The 16613-nt window shown below is 72.3% G+C and carries 14 protein-coding genes; 10 read left to right on the top strand and 4 right to left on the bottom strand.

What is annotated here, in order from left to right:
- Nucleotides 1–22: 22 nt before the first annotated feature.
- The 3 genes from ACYVJE_RS16830 (at nucleotide 23) to ACYVJE_RS16820 (ending at nucleotide 2982) form a co-directional block, all read left to right on the top strand.
- Nucleotides 23–649, top strand: coding sequence for an ATP-dependent Clp protease proteolytic subunit (locus ACYVJE_RS16830; protein WP_459158684.1), 627 nt, complete (start codon nucleotides 23–25; stop codon nucleotides 647–649).
- 289 nt (nucleotides 650–938) lie between these two features.
- Nucleotides 939–2219, top strand: coding sequence for an ATP-dependent Clp protease ATP-binding subunit ClpX (gene clpX / locus ACYVJE_RS16825; protein WP_459158685.1), 1281 nt, complete (start codon nucleotides 939–941; stop codon nucleotides 2217–2219).
- Nucleotides 2220–2397: 178 nt separating this feature from the next.
- Nucleotides 2398–2982 carry an alpha/beta hydrolase gene (locus tag ACYVJE_RS16820; RefSeq protein WP_459158686.1) on the top strand — a complete coding sequence of 195 codons (585 nt, stop codon included), beginning with the start codon at nucleotides 2398–2400 and terminating at the stop codon, nucleotides 2980–2982.
- A 150-nt stretch (nucleotides 2983–3132) separates the two neighbouring features.
- Here the strand turns inward: ACYVJE_RS16820 and ACYVJE_RS16815 are convergent, their stop codons facing one another.
- The 3 genes from ACYVJE_RS16815 to ACYVJE_RS16805 all read right to left on the bottom strand — a co-directional run bounded on the left by ACYVJE_RS16815 (nucleotide 3133) and on the right by ACYVJE_RS16805 (nucleotide 7165).
- Nucleotides 3133–3678, bottom strand: a complete 546-nt coding sequence (locus tag ACYVJE_RS16815) for a 2'-5' RNA ligase family protein (protein WP_461145204.1) — start codon at nucleotides 3676–3678, stop codon at nucleotides 3133–3135.
- A 161-nt stretch (nucleotides 3679–3839) separates the two neighbouring features.
- Nucleotides 3840–4679 (bottom strand): formate dehydrogenase accessory sulfurtransferase FdhD, encoded by an 840-nt coding sequence (gene fdhD / locus ACYVJE_RS16810; protein WP_459158688.1) that lies wholly within the window; start codon nucleotides 4677–4679, stop codon nucleotides 3840–3842.
- Nucleotides 4680–4867: 188 nt separating this feature from the next.
- On the bottom strand, nucleotides 4868–7165 hold the full coding sequence (locus ACYVJE_RS16805) for an FdhF/YdeP family oxidoreductase (RefSeq protein ID WP_461145203.1): 2298 nt from the start codon (nucleotides 7163–7165) through the stop codon (nucleotides 4868–4870).
- Nucleotides 7166–7602: 437 nt separating this feature from the next.
- Between ACYVJE_RS16805 and ACYVJE_RS16800 the strand changes: the two genes are divergently transcribed.
- The 5 genes from ACYVJE_RS16800 (at nucleotide 7603) to ACYVJE_RS16780 (ending at nucleotide 14008) form a co-directional block, all read left to right on the top strand.
- Entirely contained in the window at nucleotides 7603–8415 is an 813-nt protein-coding gene (locus ACYVJE_RS16800) for a hypothetical protein (RefSeq protein ID WP_461145202.1), read from the top strand.
- Nucleotides 8416–8801: 386 nt separating this feature from the next.
- On the top strand, nucleotides 8802–9116 hold the full coding sequence (locus ACYVJE_RS16795) for a hypothetical protein (protein ID WP_461145201.1): 315 nt from the start codon (nucleotides 8802–8804) through the stop codon (nucleotides 9114–9116).
- Between the two features lie 298 nt (nucleotides 9117–9414).
- A complete protein-coding gene (locus ACYVJE_RS16790; RefSeq protein WP_461145200.1) occupies nucleotides 9415–12051 on the top strand; it encodes a valine--tRNA ligase in 2637 nt (878 codons plus the stop codon).
- Between the two features lie 149 nt (nucleotides 12052–12200).
- Nucleotides 12201–13568, top strand: a complete 1368-nt coding sequence (folC, locus tag ACYVJE_RS16785; RefSeq protein WP_461145199.1) for a bifunctional tetrahydrofolate synthase/dihydrofolate synthase — start codon at nucleotides 12201–12203, stop codon at nucleotides 13566–13568.
- Entirely contained in the window at nucleotides 13565–14008 is a 444-nt protein-coding gene (locus ACYVJE_RS16780; RefSeq protein ID WP_459158694.1) for a DUF4233 domain-containing protein, read from the top strand. Before folC ends, ACYVJE_RS16780 begins: the two co-directional genes overlap by 4 nt.
- 123 nt (nucleotides 14009–14131) lie before the next feature.
- Here ACYVJE_RS16780 and ACYVJE_RS16775 read toward each other — a convergent pair whose 3' ends face one another.
- Nucleotides 14132–15232, bottom strand: coding sequence for a zinc-binding dehydrogenase (locus tag ACYVJE_RS16775; protein WP_461145198.1), 1101 nt, complete (start codon nucleotides 15230–15232; stop codon nucleotides 14132–14134).
- A gap of 389 nt (nucleotides 15233–15621) precedes the next feature.
- On the opposite strand from ACYVJE_RS16775, the gene ndk reads away from it, so the two are divergent.
- Complete coding sequence (ndk, locus tag ACYVJE_RS16770; RefSeq protein ID WP_459158696.1) at nucleotides 15622–16032, top strand: nucleoside-diphosphate kinase; 411 nt, start codon at nucleotides 15622–15624, stop codon at nucleotides 16030–16032.
- Between the two features lie 6 nt (nucleotides 16033–16038).
- On the top strand, nucleotides 16039–16584 hold the full coding sequence (locus tag ACYVJE_RS16765) for a GNAT family N-acetyltransferase (protein ID WP_459158697.1): 546 nt from the start codon (nucleotides 16039–16041) through the stop codon (nucleotides 16582–16584).
- Nucleotides 16585–16613 lie beyond the last annotated feature (29 nt).

Below are 16613 nucleotides of genomic sequence, written 5' to 3'. Positions count from 1 at the left end.
CAGCGACAAGGAGTCACCTCTCGTGAGCTCGTTCCAGCTACCGCAGTCCCGTTACGTGCTGCCGTCCTTCGTCGAGCGCACGCCTTACGGGGTCAAGGAATCCAACCCGTACAACAAGCTGTTCGAGGAACGCATCGTGTTCCTCGGGGTGCAGATCGATGACGCCTCGGCCAACGACGTCATGGCCCAGCTGCTCTTCCTCGAGTCCGACGACCCGGACCGGGAGATCAAGATCTACATCAACTCGCCGGGCGGTTCGTTCACGGCGCTGATGGCGATCTACGACACGATCCAGTACGTGCGGCCGGACGTGAGCACGATCTGCCTGGGCCAGGCCGCCTCGGCGGCCGCGGTGATCCTCTCCGCGGGCACGAAGGGCAAGCGGCTCGCCCTGCCGAACTCCCGCGTGCTCATCCACCAGCCCTCGGTGGAGGGCCTCTACGGCCAGGTCTCCGACCTGGAGATCCAGGCCGCCGAGGTGGAGCGGATGCGGAAGCTCATGGAGGGCACGCTCGCGACGCACACCGGCAAGACGTCCGAGGAGATCCACGAGGACATCGATCGGGACAAGATCCTCACGGCGAACGACGCCGTGGACTACGGACTCGTCGACGAGGTGCTGCCCTACCGCAAGTTGTCGCGTTCGTGAGTGATGCCACCGGCACCGAGCCGGACATGCGCGGGCGTTCCGCCGTCCGCGGATGGTTTCCTGGGGTGTCGCCCGGTGACTGAGCGGAGCCGGGCGACACGGCCGGGGCACGACACGCCCGGCCGTCCCGCCGCGTGGCGCGTGCGTGGCCGCGGCCGCAGAAGCGCATGCCAGGATCGCGGCATCGCAGCGTCTCCCCGAAACCGGGGAACGCCGGGTACTGTCGAAGGCACGAACACGGTCAGGTGCGTCATCGGAGGACGCGCCGGAGGGGACGGGGTCAGCGGTCATGGCACGTATCGGTGACGGCGGCGACCTGCTGAAGTGCTCCTTCTGCGGGAAGAGCCAGAAGCAGGTGAAGAAGCTCATCGCCGGCCCCGGCGTGTATATCTGCGACGAGTGCATCGATCTCTGCAACGAGATCATCGAGGAAGAGCTCGCCGAGACGGGCGAGGCGAAGCTCGACGAGCTCCCCAAGCCGGGCGAGATCCACGACTTCCTCGACCAGTACGTCATCGGCCAGGACGGCGCGAAGCGCAACCTCTCGGTCGCCGTCTACAACCACTACAAGCGCATCCAGGCCGCGGAGAAGCGGGAGAGCCGCAGCGAGGAGCAGGTCGACCTCGCCAAGTCGAACATCCTCATGCTCGGCCCGACCGGCTGCGGCAAGACCTACCTCGCCCAGACCCTGGCGAAGATGCTCAACGTCCCGTTCGCCATCGCCGACGCCACGGCGTTGACCGAGGCCGGCTACGTGGGCGAGGACGTCGAGAACATCCTGCTCAAGCTGATCCAGGCCGCGGACTACGACGTCAAGCGCGCCGAGACGGGCATCATCTACATCGACGAGATCGACAAGGTGGCCCGCAAGAGCGAGAACCCGTCGATCACCCGGGACGTCTCCGGTGAGGGCGTGCAGCAGGCGCTGCTGAAGATCCTGGAGGGCACGCAGGCGAGCGTGCCGCCGCAGGGCGGGCGCAAGCACCCGCACCAGGAGTTCATCCAGATCGACACGACGAACGTGCTGTTCATCGTCGCCGGGGCCTTCGGCGGCCTGGATCAGATCGTCGAGGAGCGCGTCGGCAAGCACAGCATCGGGTTCGGGGCGGACCTGCGGGCGAAGTCGGAGATCGACACGACCGACCACTTCGGCGACGTCATGCCCGAGGACCTGATCAAGTACGGGCTCATCCCGGAGTTCATCGGCCGGCTGCCCACCGTCGCCAGCGTTTCGAACCTGGACCGGGAAGCGCTCATCCGGATCCTGACGGAGCCGCGCAACGCCCTGGTCAAGCAGTACAAGCGCCTGTTCGAGCTGGACAACGTCGAGCTCGAGTTCACCAAGGCCGCACTGGAGGCGGTGGCCGACCAGTCGATCCTGCGCGGAACCGGTGCCCGCGGCCTGCGGGCGATCCTCGAAGAGGTGCTGCTCCCGGTCATGTACGACATCCCGAGCCGCTCCGACGTCGCCAAGGTCGTCATCACCGAGCAGACGGTGCGGGAGAACGTCAACCCCACGATCGTGGCCCGACAGGCGGCGCGCCGGGAGCGGCGCGACAAGTCCGCCTGATCTCGGCCCATCCGCATCGCGCGGGCGCCCCCAGCTGGGGGCGCCCGCGCGCGTGTTCTGGCGCTGCGACCCCCGGCGCGGATCTGCACGCGGCCGCGGCATCGCGATTCCCGCTGCGGAACGCTCGAACATCGTCGATCATGTGTGGGGACCGCGACGGACGTTCGGGGGAGAGACGATGAGCGAATTGCGGGTGCTGTTGCTCCGCGACGCCGCCACTGGACCGTGGCACTGGCAGCAGTGGCTCACCAACCGCCTGGCCGAGCACGGTGTCGCGCTCAACGCGCTGCGCCTGCCCGCCACCGACAGACCCGCCCTCCCGCTGCTGCTCGCGGAGCTGCAGGGCGCGCTCGACGCCGTGCCCGAGACGGAGGAGCTCGTCGTCGTGGGCTACTCCCGCGGCGCCGCGCTGTGGCTGCAGCACGTGGCGCGCTTCGACCCGGCGCTCCGGCGGGCCGACCGCGTGCTGCTGTGCGCGCCCGCCGAAGGCCCCCCGCCCGACGTGGACGTGAGCGCCACGCGGCGCGCCGCCGGGATGACGCGCCTGGTCGTGGGCACCGGGGACGAGCAGCTGCCCATGCTGCGGGCGCACACGCTGGCCGACCGCCTGGGCGTGGACCTCGACGTCATCCTCGGCGGGGAGCACCTCACCACCGAGGCCGGCTACGGCCCGTGGCCAGCGATGCTGCGCTGGGTGCTGCACGGCACCGCCCCGCTGGTGGACCGCTACGAGGCGGAACTCGCCCGCGGCGAGCTCGTCTGACACGGCGACCGGGCGGCGCGGCGGAGAGGTGCACCGCGGGTGCGCGGCGGCACCGCTCGGGTGCGCGGCCAGGCGGCCACCGGCCGCCGCGCGGCGCCATCGGTGCGCGGTGGCCGCACCAGGAGGTGGCCGCACCAGGAGGTGGCCGCGTCAGGAGGTGGCCGCGCCCGTCACCTCGTCGTCGGCGAAGAGGAAGCGTTCCCGCACCTGCCACTGCCCGCCGGTGAACACCACCAGCCAGACCTCCTCCAGCACCGCGAGCACCGGCAGCACTCCCGTCACGGTGGTCTGGATCTGCGTCGCGGTCTCCTCGGCGACGCCGCTGGCGACCGTCACGTGCGGCGCGGTCACGCCGCCGCGCCCCTCGTGCGGGGCGACGTCGGGCCACCGGGTCCGCACCGCGTCGGCCAGCGCCGCGACCTCGGTGCTGTCAGCGGGCAGGTAGACGAAGCCGTCCTCCTCCCTGCGGCACTCGGCCAGCGTCAGGGACGCGGTGCCCTGCGCCCGGACGATGCCGTCCAGCGCGTCGACGGTCCGCTCGTCGACCGCCGCGGCGTCCAGGAAGGGGTAGAGCAGCGAGATGTGCGCCGGGTTCTCCCGCAGCAGCGCACCGGGAAATCCTTGGCGGACGGTCGTCAGCACCGGATCCGCTTCCGGAACCGGCAGCACCAGTCCGGTGCGGCCCTCTCGCGACATGCGAACCTCTCCCTCGACCGAGTGGTGGAACTGCGGAAGCACCGGTCCGCCGCGGTGCCCCGCGCGACGAGGGGACGCGTCCCCCCGTCCACCCCTCCGATCGTGTCAGCGCAGCGGCGCGGCCGTCGACGAGCGTCGCGGGGCCGCCGCAGTGCGTCCCGTCACTCGGTGCCCGAACCGGTGAGCACGCGCGCGGCCTGGGTGTAGACGTTCATCGTCTCGCCGCGCAGGAACCCGACCAGCGTCATCCCCTGCTCCGCGGCCAGTTCCACCGCGAGCGAGGACGGGGCCGACACCGCGGCGAGCACCGGGATCCCGGCCATCGCCGCCTTCTGCACCAGCTCGAACGACGCGCGCCCGGAGACCATCAGCGCGCAGCTGCGCAGCGGGACGCGCTGGGACAGCAGCGCCCAGCCGAGCACCTTGTCCACCGCGTTGTGCCGCCCCACGTCCTCCCGCACGGCCAGCAGCGTGCCGTCGGGGGTGAACAGCCCGGCGGCGTGCAGCCCGCCGGTGCTGGCGAACACCCGCTGCGAGGCGCGCAGCGTGTCGCCGAACGTGGCCAGCGTGTCGGCGGAGAGGGACACCGGGTCGGCCGCGGGGGAGAAGCGGGTGCGCACGCGGACCGCGTCGAGCGCCGCCTTGCCGCACACCCCGCACGAGGAGGTGGTGTAGAAGTTCCGCTGCACCGAGGTGTCCGGTGGAGCCACGCCGGGGGAGAGGAGGACGTCGAGCACGTTGTAGGTGTTGCGCCCGTCCGGTCCGGGGCTGTCGCAGTAGCGCGCCCCGCTGACGTCCTCCGGCGCGCAGACCACGCCCTCGGTGAGCAGGAAACCGTGCGCCAGCTCCACGTCGTGGCCCGGGGTGCGCATGGTCACCGTGAGCGGATCACCGGCCAGGCGCAGCTCCAGGGGTTCCTCGGCGGCCAGCGTGTCCGGGCGCGTGTCGGTGCGCTCGGGGCTGACCCGCAGGATCGGGCGGCGCACCGTTACTCGTCCCATGACGCCTCCCTGCGTCGCGTCGTCGGGCCGGCCGCGGAGCCGGCCGGCCGGCTGGCGGGCCGGTCCGCCGTTGCGCTCGGGCCGCGGCCTCCGCGGGGACCCGTGCGGATCGCGCTGCCCGCGCCCGCGGACCGGTGCCGCGCCCCAGCATCCCGGAGACCGGCCGGGTCGTGCCCGCCGGAGCGAGATCACGCCGTTTCGAGGCGGACGATGATCGCCTTCGACACGGGGGTGTTCGACCCGTCCGCGACGGAGTCGAGCGCGACCAGCGGGTTGGTCTCCGGGTAGTAGGCGGCCGCGCAGCCGCGCGCCGTGGGGTAGCTGACCACGCGGAACCGCTTGGCGCGGCGCTCCTCGAGCGTGCCGTCGGCGGCCTCCCACTCGGAGACGAGGTCGACCACGTCGCCGTCGGCGACGTCGAGCCCCTGCAGGTCCTCGGCGTTGACGAGCACCACCCGGCGGGCGTCCTCGATGCCGCGGTAGCGGTCGGACAGGCCGTAGATCGTGGTGTTGAACTGGTCGTGGCTGCGCAGCGTCTGCAGCAGCAGCCGCCCGTGCGGGATGCGGATCGGGTCGGCCGCGTTGACCGTGAAGTTCGCCTTGCCGGTGGCCGTGGGGAACGCGCGCTCGTCCCGCGGCGGGTGCGGCAGCACGAACCCGTCCTCCTGGCGCACCTGCCGGTTGTAGTCGGCGCAGCCGGGCACCACGCGGCTGATGTGCTCGCGGAGGACGTCGTAGTCGCGCTCGAACTCGGACCACGCCACGGGGTGGTCCGCGCCCAGCAGCCGCCCCGCCAGGCGGGAGATGATCGCCACCTCGGACAGCAGCTGCTCCCCGGCCGGCTCCAGGCGGCCGCGCGAGGCGTGCACCACCGACATCGAGTCCTCGACGGTGACGAACTGCTGGCCGGTCTCCTGCACGTCGCGTTCCGTGCGGCCCAGCGTGGGCAGGATCAGCGCCGTCCGCCCCGGCACGGCGTGCGAGCGGTTGAGCTTCGTCGAGACCTGGACGGTGAGCTCGCAGCCGCGCAGCCCCTGCGCGGTCGCCTCGGTGTCCGGTGTGGCCGAGACGAAGTTGCCGCCCATGCCGACGAAGACCCGCACGTCGCCGGACTGCATCGCGCGGATGGTGTCCACGGTGTCCCGGCCGTGCTCGCGCGGCGAGGTGATGCCGAACTCGTCGTCCAGAGCGGACAGGAACCCCTCGGGCATCTTCTCCCAGATGCCCATGGTCCGGTCCCCCTGCACGTTGGAGTGCCCGCGGACCGGGCACAGGCCGGCGCCCGGCTTGCCGATCATGCCGCGCAGCAGCATGGTGTTGACGACCTCGCGGATCGTGGCCACGCCGTGCTTGTGCTGCGTCAGCCCCATCGCCCAGCAGGTGACGGTCCGCTCGGACGCGGCGAGCATGTCGGCGATGCGCTCGATCTGCGCCCGGTCCAGGCCGGTCGCCTCGACCACGCGGTCCCAGTCGACCTGCTCGACGTCGGCGGCGAACTCGTCGAAACCGGCGGTGTGCTCGTCGACGAAGGCGCGGTCGACCGCGCCGCGCTGCAGCAGCAGCGCGTTCAGCGCCTTGAACAGCATCAGGTCGCCGCCGATGCGGATCTGCGCGAACTCGTCGGCCAGCGCGGTGCCCTTGCCGAACAGCCCCCGCGGTGTCTGCGGGTTCTTGAACCGCATCAGTCCGGTCTCCGGCAGCGGGTTGACCGCGACGATGCGCCCGCCGTTGTTCTTGACCTTCTCCAGCGAGGACAGCATGCGGGGGTGGTTCGTGCCCGGGTTCTGCCCCACGACGAGCACGAGGTCGGCGTTCTCCACATCGGACAGGGAGACCGACCCCTTGCCGATGCCTATCGTCTCCGTCAGCGCCGCGCCCGAGGACTCGTGGCACATGTTCGAGCAGTCCGGCAGGTTGTTCGTGCCGAACGAGCGGGCCAGCAGCTGGTAGGCGAACGCGGCCTCGTTGCTGGTGCGGCCGGAGGTGTAGAAGGCGGCCTCGTCCGGCGAGCCCAGCCCGCGCAGCCGCTCGGCGATGAGGTCGAAGGCCTCGTCCCAGCTGATCGGGCGGTAGTGCGTGTCGCCCTCGCGCAGCACCACCGGCTCGGTGAGCCGGCCCTGCTGGCCGAGCCAGTAGTCGGTCTTGCCCGCGAGCTCGGAGACGGGGTGGGCGGCGAAGAACTCCCGGTCGACGCGGCGGGTCGTGGCCTCCTCGGCCACCGCCTTCGCGCCGTTCTCGCAGAACTCGGCGAGCGAGCGGTCCTCGCCGTCGGCCTTGCGCGGGTCCGGCCACGCGCAGCCCGGGCAGTCGTAGCCGGAGCGCTGGTTCAGCAGCGGCAGCGTGCGGACCGTGCGCGACAGCCCCATCTGCTCCCAGCCGCGCCGCAGCGACACCCACACGCCGGTGAGACCGGCGGCGGCCGTGCCGGGCTCGGAAACGTCGAGGGCCGATTCGTCCACATCTTCACGGGGAGCTTCGCGCGCCATAGCGAGAATCATGCCGCATGTGCTCCCCGCGACGTAAGCCCTGGGGACGCCTGTCGCGCGGCACCCGGGCGCGCACCGCGGCCGCGCCGGGACACCCGCGCACGACCGCGAGGGCGGGTGCGCGGTGGCGCGCCGGACCGGCGCGGTACGCCCGGTGGCTCCCCCACTGGGCTGGGGGATGGCGGATGCGGACCTGGCCGAGGGCGCCGCGGATCGCGACCGCAGCAGCGGCATGCCGCAGATGAGCTGCTCGGGCGAGGCAGACCCCGGAGGAGTGGCGCCAGACGGCCCGCGAGCTCGAGGCGGAGATCGACGCCTGCCCGGAGGATCACGCGGAGATCCTCGGCGAGGCCGCCCACGCCTGGCAGCGCGCCGGTGACCTCGATCGGGCGGAGCAGTGCTACGAGCGCCTGCTGGCCGAGCAGGACGATCCGCACATGCCGGATCCGCGGGTGCCGTACGCGGAGTTCCTCATCGAGGCGGAGCTGGACCCGGACCGCGGGTGGGGCATGCTGCGCCAGCTCTGGCACGAGCGCACCACCGATCCGCAGGACTACCAGCGGGCGGCCGAGATCCACGAGGAGCTCGGCTTTCTGCAGGAGGCGTTGACCTGGTCCAACGCGGGCGTGGCGCGGTGCTGTCCGCAGCCGTTCGACCCCTGGTTCGCCGACCTCCGCGAGGACGTGGAGCTGTTCGCGCTGCTGGACGGGCGTCGGCGGCAGCGCCGTGCTCTCGAGCAGCCCGCCGACGAACTGGACGAGCTCGTCGAGGCGTCCCGCGGCGACGTCGCCGAATCGCTCGCGCCGCGGCCGCAGCAGGACACGCCGCCGCTGGTGCCGTACTGGCCCGAGGGCGAGTTCGACGAGGCCCTGCGCCGCTGGCCGGAGACGCTGCGCCCGGTGACGCCGCACGGGCAGGACGAAGACGCGCCCCGCACGCACACCGAGCACCGCCGCGCCGTGGAGCGGGAGCTGCGGGCGAGCGCCGCGGGGGAGACGCCGCGGGTGGTGCCGCTGAGCACCGAGGAGTTCGGCGCGTTCGGCAGCGGCGCGGGCACGGGTGACGTGCTGTTGCTGCTGGAGCGCTACATGCTGGTGTGGGACGAGGCCGGATCCGGCAGATGCAGCTCCTCGGTGTCGCGCCCGATGACGATCCGCGTGATCGCGCGCCGGTCAACTCGTGAGTCGCGGCCCGCCCGGGGCCGGTTCGCGCCTTCGACCGGGCTCCTCCCCGTGATCATCGCTCGATGAGCGGTCGTGTCGTTCGCCCGTGATCGTCAAGCTTCCGTCATGACATCGCGTCGGGACGGCCCCGCATGCGGAAACAGGAACACCCGTGACGGCACGCGGTGTCAACGCCGGGTCAGCAGGGATCGACCGCGGGAACGGTGCTCGGACCACCGCTTCTTCGGACGGCGGGGCACGTTCCCACTGGCGATCGAAGCGCTGCGGCAGGCGAGCGAGAAGCTGTGGCAGCTGCTCGTGGAGCACTGCCGGAAGCAGCAGCAGAAGAAGTTCCCGCACGCGGTTACCGGAGCTGAATGGCAGCAGCGCATCGCCGGACGGGGCAGAACCTCCTCGGCGGAGCCTGCTGGCATGCGTTCACGGCCGAGGCATCGGCAGCGTCGTGTCGAGCGTTGGCTGACTCGGCGAACAGGTCGGAGGAGCTCAACCGCGGTACGCGCACACCGGTGTTGGAGCTCATCGGCAGCTCGACCGGTGATCTCCCGGGAACTGCGGACGTCGCGCGGGGACTGTGCACGGCGATCCTCGATGAGGGCGGCGGGCTGGAGCAGGTGGTCGTGGCGCTGCGGATCCTCGGGGTGTTCAGCTGCGTCCTGCGCGGGCGCGTGCGGCGGTGCCCGTGCTGGGAAGACCTGGTGCGGCGCGACGGGGCTGACACGGCGAGGAGCGAGCTGGTCGGCGGTTCGCAGGGCCAGATCGCGGCCTGAGCGACCCGTGCGGTTTCCGGACGCCTTGCCCGCGGCTGCGGGCGCGGGGGCGGTCGGATCGCTTCGCCCGGCGCGGCCGCCGAGGTGCCGGGCGGGTCCTCAGGTTCCTGGACCGGGCTGCCCGGGCGGCCGGTCGGGCTCGCGCGAAGTTCCCCGCGCAGATGACCCTCGCGCAACGGCCCGGCGATTCGTGGCGGAACCGGGGTTCCAGGCCCACCTTCCGACCCGGGGCCGACACGCGCGCGGAAGGAAGCACTCCCCGACGGGCGTGCTCACCGGGGCTCGTAGAATTCCGGGCGTGACTCAGACCCACAGCGCGCAGCAGCCCCGTGAACTCCCGTCGAGCTGGAACCCCGCCGACGCCGAGGCCGAGCTGTACCAGCGCTGGGTAGATGCCGGTTGCTTCACGGCGGACCCGCACAGCGGGCGTCCGCCGTTCTCGATCGTCATCCCGCCGCCGAACGTCACCGGCAGCCTGCACATCGGCCACGCCTACGAGCACACGCTGATGGACCTGCTCACGCGGCGCCGCCGGATGCAGGGCTACGAAGCCCTGTGGCTGCCGGGCATGGACCACGCGAGCATCGCCGTGCAGACGCTGGTGGAGCGCCAGCTGCGCGAGGAGGGCACGGACGCCCGCGAGCTCGGCCGCGAGGCCTTCGTCGACCGCGCCTGGGAGTGGAAGCGCGAGCACGGCGGCGCCATCCTGTCGCAGATGAGCCGCCTGGGTGACAGCGTCGACTGGACCCGCGAGCGGTTCACCATGGACGACGGCCTCTCGCGCGCGGTCCGGACGATCTTCAAGAAGCTCTACGACGACGGCCTCATCTACCGCGCCGAGCGCCTGGTCAACTGGTCGCCGGAGCTGAAGACCTCGCTGTCCGACATCGAGGTGGACTACGAGGACGTCGAGGGCGAGCTCGTGTCCATGCGCTACGGCGAGGGCGACGCGTCCGTGGTCGTGGCGACCACGCGCGTGGAGACGATGCTCGGGGACACCGCCGTCGCGGTGCACCCGGAGGACGAGCGCTACCGGGCGCTGGTCGGCACCGAGCTCGAGCATCCGCTGACCGGCAGGAAGATCCCGGTGGTGGCCGACGACCACGTCAACCCCGAGTTCGGCACCGGCGCGGTCAAGATCACCCCGGCGCACGACCCGAACGACTTCGAGATCGGCCAGCGGCACGACCTGCCGATGCCGACGATCATGGACGAGAGCGGCCGGATCGACGGCACCGGCACCCGGTTCGACGGCATGGACCGCTTCGAGGCCCGCGCGCAGGTGCGCGAGGCGCTGCGCGCCGAGGGGCGCATCGTCGCCGAGAAGCGCCCCTACGTGCACAGCGTCGGGCACAGCTCCCGCACCAAGGAGCCGATCGAACCGCGGCTGTCGCAGCAGTGGTTCGTCAGCGTCGGCCCGCTGGCCAGGGCCGCCGGCGACGCGGTGCGCGACGGCCGGGTCGCGGTGCACCCGCCGGAGATGGCCAAGCGCTACTTCGACTGGGTCGACAACATGCACGACTGGTGCATCTCGCGCCAGCTGTGGTGGGGCCACCGCATCCCGGTGTGGCACGGGCCGAACGGGGAGATGGTCTGCCCCGGCCCGGACGAGCGGCCCCCGTCCGAACCGGGCTGGCGCCAGGACGAGGACGTGCTGGACACGTGGTTCTCCTCGGCCCTGTGGCCGTTCTCCACGATGGGCTGGCCGGAGGACACCGCCGACCTGCGCACGTTCTACCCCACCAGCGTGCTCGTCACCGGCTACGACATCCTGTTCTTCTGGGTGGCCCGGATGATGATGTTCGGGCTCTACGCCATGGACGGGGTGGAGCCGTTCAAGGTCATCGCGCTGCACGGCATGGTCCGCGACGGCTTCGGCAAGAAGATGTCCAAGTCCGCGGGCAACACGGTCGACCCGCTCGAGTGGATGGACACCTACGGCGCCGACGCGCTGCGGTTCACCCTCGCCCGCGGGGCGAACCCGGGGGCGGACGCCCCCATCAGCGAGGAGTGGGTCTCGGGCGCGCGGAACTTCGGCACGAAGCTGTTCAACGCCACCAAGTTCGCCCTGATGAAGGGCGCTCGGGTGCCGGAGGCCCCGGCGGACCGGGCCGAGCTGACCGATGCCGACCGGTGGATCCTCGACCGGCTCGACCAGCTCGTGTCCGACGTGGACGACCTGCTGGACGACTACCAGTTCGCCAAGGCCACCGAGGCGCTGTACCACTTCACATGGGACGAGTTCTGCGACTGGTACGTGGAGCTGTCCAAGGTGCAGCTCGACGCGGACGAGGCGTGCGCCGAGCGCACCCGCGAGGTGCTCGGCCAGGTGCTCGACGTGCTGCTGCGGCTGCTGCACCCGACGATGCCGTTCCTCACCGAGGCGCTGTGGACGGCGCTGACCGGGCGGGATTCGGTGGTCGTCGCCGACTGGCCGGCCGCCTCCGGCGCGGCCGCCGACGAAGGTGCGGCCGAGCGCATCGCCGCCGTGCAGAAGCTCGTCACCGAGATCCGCCGGTTCCGCTCGGACCAGGGCCTCAAGCCGGGGCAGAAGGTCGCCGCGCGGCTCGGCGGGATCGGCGGGGCCGGTCTGGCCGAGCACGCGGACGGGGTGCGCGCGCTGGTGCGCGTCACTGAACCGGGTGAGCAGTTCACGTCCTCGGCCTCGGTGGAGGTCGGCCTGCCGGGTGGCGGCGTCACCGTCGAGCTGGACCTGTCCGGTGCCGTCGACGTGGCCGCCGAGCGCAAGCGCCTGAACAAGGACCTCGACGCCGCGCGCAAGGAGCTCGACGGCACCGACAAGAAGCTGAACAACCCCTCGTTCGTGGAGAAGGCCCCGGCCGACGTGGTGGACAAGATCCGCACGCGCCGCACCGCGGCCGAAGCGGAGATCGAGCGGATCAACGCCCGACTGGCCGCGCTGCCGGAGGGCTGAACCGCTCCTGCCCGCCGGGCGCGGCGGTGCGGACCCCCTCGAGGAGGTCCGCACCGATCAGCACGCGCCGCAGCGGCCGTCTCCGGTTCCTCCGTTCGGCCCACGTAGACTGCGTACGGATCCGTTGTTGCTCGCAGAGAGGTGAGTACGTGCCCGGCACCGAGTCCCAGTCCTTCCGCGAGCTGCGGCTGGTCGAGGACGAGCTCAACGAGCGCTGGCCGGAGACCAAGATCGAACCGTCCCTGGAGCGCATCCGGGCGCTGACAGATCTGCTCGCCGAGCCGCAGCGCACCTACCCGGTGGTGCACATCGCGGGGACCAACGGCAAGTCGTCGACCTCCCGCATGGTCGACGCGCTGCTGACCCGGTTGGGCCTGCGCACCGGCCGCTACACCAGCCCGCACCTGCAGCTGGCCACGGAGCGGATCTCGGTCGACGGCGCGCCGATCAGCCCCGAGGGCTACGTCGAGGCCTACCGCGACGTGGCGCCGTACGTGACGTTGGTGGACAACCGCAGCCCCGTGCCGATGAGCAAGTACGAGGTGCTCACCGGCATGGCCTTCGCCGCCTTCGCCGACGCCCCGGTGGAAGCCGCGGTGCTCGAGGTGGGGCTCGGCGGCAGCTGGGACGCCACCAACGTCGCCGACGGCCTCATCAACGTGATCTGCCCCGTCGCCAAGGACCACGCGGAGTACCTCGGCGATGACATCGCCGCGATCGCGGCGGAGAAGGCCGGCATCATCAAGCCCGGCTCCGTCACGATCCTCGCCGGGCAGCAGGCCGAGGCCGAACGGGTGATCCTGGAGCGCGCCGCCTCGGCCGACTCGACCGTCGCCCGCGAGGGTCACGAGTTCGGGGTGCTGGAGCGCACCGTCGCCGTCGGCGGGCAGATGGTGCGGCTGCAGGGCCTCGGCGGTGCGTACGACGAGGTGTTCCTGCCGGTGCACGGCGAGCACCAGGCGCGCAACGCGGCGGTGGCCCTGGCCACGGTGGAGGCCTTCTTCGGCGCCGGCGCCGAGCGGCAGCTGGAGGCCGACGCGGTGCGCGAGGGCTTCGCCAGCGTGCTCACCCCGGGGCGGCTGGAACGCGTGCGCGCGGCCCCCGCGGTGCTGGTCGACGCGGCGCACAACCCGCACGGGACGCGGGCGCTGGCGCAGGCGGTGAGCGCGGAGTTCTCCTTCCGCACGCTCGTCGCGGTGGTCGGCGTGCTCGGGGAGAAGGACGCCTACGGCATCCTCAACGAGCTCGAACCGGTCGCCGAGCAGCTGGTGATCACCCGCAACTCCTCGCCGCGCGCGCTGGACCCCGACGAGCTCGCCGCGATGGCCAAGGACGTCTTCGGCCAGGACCGGATCGTGGTCGAACCGCGGCTGGACAACGCCGTGGAGCACGCGATCCAGCTCGCCGAGGAGGTCAGCGACCCGAGCGAGACCGTCTCCGGCGGTGGTGTGCTCATCACCGGTTCGGTCGTCACCGCCGGTGAGGGACGGGCCCTGTTCGGCAAGGAGCCGGCGTGAGCGAGGCGGGCGGCACCGAACGCGGCCTTCCGGTCCCGCCGGAGGGCGTGCGCGACCCGTGGAAGGGGTTGCGCGGGGTGATGGCCGGCACGCTCGTGCTGGAGTTCATCGTGTTCGGTCTGGCCCTGCCCGTGGTGTGGCAGTTCGGCGGCGGGGTGTCCAGCGTCGGCTTCGGCCTCGTCGCCGCGCTGGCCGTGCTCATGCTGCTGGCCGGGTTCGTGCAGAGGCGTCCGTGGGGGCTCGGCCTGGCGCTGGTGCTGCAGGCCTGCGCCGTGCTGTGCGCGTTCGTGCACCCGGCCATCGGGATCATGGGCGTGCTGTTCGCCGCGGCGTGGGGCTACATGCTGCACCTGCGCCGCGACGTCGCCCGCCGGATGCGCGAAGGCCGGCTGTACGACCAGCTCGGGCACCCGCCCGGTTACCCCGAGCAGGCCGAGTGAAGGCGGAGGCGCTCAGCGCCACGAGCGGCGCGGGATCCCGGTCCGCGGGGCGTCCCGCGGCTCCCCGCTCGCGGGTGGGCCGGTGGTGCCGGTGCCGTCCGTGCCGCCCGCGGTGCCGGGGACTCACCGGATGTCGATGATCGCGCGGCCGAGGATCTCCCGCTTGTCGAGCGCGTCGTAGGCCTGCTGCACCTGGTCGAACTCGTAGCGCCGGGTGATGGCGTCCTGCGGGCGCAGCAGCCCCCGCGCGACCAGGTCGAGCAGCACGGGCATGTCGCGCCGGGGCTTGGCCCCGTAGGAACCGCTGATGCGCAGCTTGCGGCGCGCGATGGTGGCCAGGTCGAACTCGCCGGTGGTGCCGCGCGGGGCGATGCCGACGACCACGACGTGCCCGCCTTCGACGACCGCGTCGCGGGCGGTGCCGAACGTGGCCACCGAACCGAGCGCCTCGAAGGCCACGTCGACCCCGCGGCCGCCGGTGATCTCCCGGATCGCGGCGGGCGCGTCGGTGGTGGTGGCGTTGACCGCGTGGGTCGCGCCGAGCTGCCGCGCGGCGTCGAGCTTGTCGTCGGCGATGTCCACGGCGACGATCGCGGAGGCGCCGAACACGGAGGCCAGCTGGATCAGCGCCGACCCCACACCGCCCGCGCCGACGACGGCGATCGCGTCCCCGACCCGCACGTCGGCGGCGTGCCGCAGCGCGCCGTAGGCGGTCATGGTGGAACAGCCCACCGAGGCGACGTCACCCAGCTCCACCCCGTCCGGCACCCGGTAGACCGAGGTGGCGGGGGTGACGCAGCGTTCCGCGAGCCCGCCCATCGAGTACATGGCCACCGGCTCGCCGTCCGGGCGGAACAGGCGGGTGTCGTCGTCGTAGAGCAGGCCCCGGGCCCGGTTGCAGCTGAAGAAGCGCTCGCAGATCTCCTCGTTGCCGCGGGAGCACTGGCCGCAGTCGCCGCAGGGCATGATGAAGCTCGTGACCACCGGGTCGCCGACGGACAGGCCGTTCACGCCCGGGCCGAGCGCGGAGACCGTGCCGGCGACCTCGTGGCCGAGCACGCCGGGCGCGGGGAACGGCAGTTCCCCCTTGAGCACGTGCAGGTCGGAGTGGCAGGCGCCGCAGGAGCGCACGTCGATGGCGACTTCCCCGGTGCGCGGTTCCGGGGACTGCAGCTGCTCGATCCGCATCGGTTCGTGCACCGCGGTGTGTACTGCCGCACGCATCCCAACTCCCGTCGACGCCGTCGTTCGAGGCGGTGCTGAACACTAGTGGGTGGATCGCGACGGCACCAGGGGCCGGAGGTGCGCGGTGGCGATCACCCGCACCGCCCGATTCCGCCGGTCGGCGGTGGGGACGTCCTCGAGGAAGTCCCCCAGCTCGGGGAGCGGTGCCGGCGTTACCGGGGCGGGGCCGGTCCCGGAGCGCACCGCGGCTCCGGCGGGAGGAGGTGATCTCCCCGCCGGACGCGCCGGTGCGCGGCCCTCGCCGGTGACCAGCCCCGTCGGGCCGCTACCCTGGCGGCCGGACGGGGTGCGCGCGCTTCGCGCTGCGCGGGCGCGCTGCACCGGGCCGCCAGGGTAGCGGCCCCGAGGGACGACGAAGGAGTACTTTCGTGAGCGAGCGCACACTGGTTCTCGTCAAGCCGGACGGGGTTCAGCGCGGTCTGATCGGTGAGGTGATCGGACGCATCGAGCGCAAGGGGCTGAAGCTGGTCGCGCTGGAGCAGCGGCAGGTGGACGAGCAGCTCGCCCGGCAGCACTACGCCGAGCACGACGGCAAGCCGTTCTACGAGTCGCTGGTCGAGTTCATCACCTCGGCCCCGGTCGTGGCGGCCGTCGTGGAGGGTCCGAAGGCGGTCGGTGCGTTCCGCCAGATCGCCGGCGGCACCGACCCGGTGGAGAAGGCCGACGCCGGGAGCATCCGCGGCGACTACGGCCTCGAGGTGCAGTACAACCTGGTGCACGGCTCGGACTCGCCGGAGTCGGCCGAGCGCGAGATCAAGCTGTGGTTCCCGGAGCTCTGACGCGAGTTGACTGAAACCGCTATCGATCCGGAGGGGTTCGTCACCGGACCGCACCGCGTGGACACCCCGCACCCCGGTCTCGCGGACGCGCTGACCGACCTGTGGGGACGCGTCACGGTCGCCGGCGGCGCCGTCGGGTTCAGCTCGACCAGCGAGGTCGACGAGCTCCGCGCGGTCGCCGAATCGGTGGTCGAGGAGGCGCAGCAGCGCCGCGCGAGCCTGATCACGATCGGCCAGTCGCACGTGCTCGTCGGCGCGGCCGCGCTCGTGCCGGGGCGGCTGCCGGTGGACGCGCACACCGGGCAGCTGACCTGGCTGATGGTGGACCCGTTGCTCCAGGGCAAGGGCTGGGGCCGGCAGCTGCTCGACGCGGTCCTCGTGCAGGCGCAGGCCAGCGGCCTGGCGAGGCTGCAGGTGTTCGTCCGCTCGGGTCACGAGTTGGAGCGCTTCTTCACCGGTCACGGCTGGGTCGAGCGCGGGCGCTGGCCCGGTGCGTTCAGGGCCTCCCCGGAGGACGAGCGCGACGGGATCTGGTTGACCCGCGAGGTGTGAGCCGCCCGGAGGTGTGAACCGTCCGGCCG

The sequence above is a fragment of the Salinifilum aidingensis genome (assembly GCF_054782015.1).
This window is presented reverse-complemented; position numbering and strand designations above follow the sequence as displayed.